This window comes from Hyunsoonleella rubra (genome assembly GCF_042684665.1).
Taxonomy (GTDB): domain Bacteria; phylum Bacteroidota; class Bacteroidia; order Flavobacteriales; family Flavobacteriaceae; genus Jejuia; species Jejuia rubra.
The window spans coordinates 1-1,237 of record NZ_JBHULY010000045.1 but is presented as its reverse complement, the minus strand read 5'-3'; the positions used below and the strand labels follow the sequence as shown (position 1 = coordinate 1,237).

General features: G+C 44.9%; 1 protein-coding gene. It reads right to left on the bottom strand.

Features of this window, described 5'->3' with window-relative positions:
* Positions 1-1,051 (bottom strand): IS110 family transposase (locus tag ACFSR8_RS16480; protein ID WP_380294074.1); only part of this gene is annotated, 1,051 nt, incomplete at its 3' end.
* Positions 1,052-1,237: the final 186 nt, after the last annotated feature.

Here is a 1,237-nt window from a genome sequence, read left to right as displayed (position 1 = left end):
TGTTGCTATCCTGTGCAGCAGGAGCTTTAAGTTCCTGCTGCTTTTTCTTTTCAAATTCGGCATCATAATTTTGTTCATTTTTCCATAGGGCAAACATCAGTACCAACAACTTCCTCTGAACTGCCACCAAAGCAACTAAAGGCTTTGCCTTCCTCGGTTTTAGCCTATTATAGAATTGCCTCAATGTTGGGTTGCAGCGAATACAGGCCATAGAGGGCATGTGGAGTACGGCTCTGATATGGCTGTTCCCCTTTTTGCTTATTCTAGTCTTGCCCCTGAAGTTGCCGGACTCCCGTAATACAACATCATAACCGGCATAGCTGGCTAGTTGCTTAGCACTTGATATGGACTCGAACCCCAGTGTCTCCCCAACAACTGTTGCTGCCGATATAAATGATACCCCGGGAATACTTTCCAGATGTTTGATACGCTTGTTCAAAGTTGCATTATTGGAAACCAATTCACGCATCTCCTGCTCTATGGCTTTTAACTGCTCATTAATCAACTCCAGCCGCCTCAAACGCCTTTTGTCAGCTTTTTTATTGGAACTGTTGCTTGAATTGATAGCCTCCTGCCTGTTTCTTTCCATGGTTCTATCCTTCAAAAGAGCGCTGCGTTCCCTACTTAAAGCTTTTAACTGCCCAAGCTCTTTGCCAGGGGGCCGCCAGGCCCTTAAATTTCTCTCCAAACCCAACATACTCAACATCCTGCTGTCCAGGGCGTCTGTCTTTGAACGCTGGTCCAAACTCTGGGCATACCGCTTTACCCGACCTGACTGCATGATACAAACTTTGTACCCCAGACCGTACAAATAATGGCTCACGGCCTGATGGTAAACCCCTGTGGCTTCCATAAGGACAACAAACCCTACATCCCCATTTATCTCTTTTCTTAGCCAAGATCCTAATTCCTTGAAGCCCGATGGGCCATTGCCGATATCGGGGTGCCCCAGAAATTCCTTTTCGAGACTGGAATGCAACAGACCTAAGCGTACGGATAGACTGTCCTTGGAAACATCTATACCCAAACATTGTTTTAATAACTTGCTCATTACCATTTGATTTAAAGCATATTTTCTTGACCATCTTTGCTCGCACTTGATTCGGCCTCTTTTGTCATAGGGCCTAGGTACTGTTCAGATTCTAAGAAAACTATAGAAGGGAGGGATTTCTATGATCCGATATCATTTTTAAAATGTACCTAGCCGAGACCTCTCTATCCCCTCTATATTTGCTTG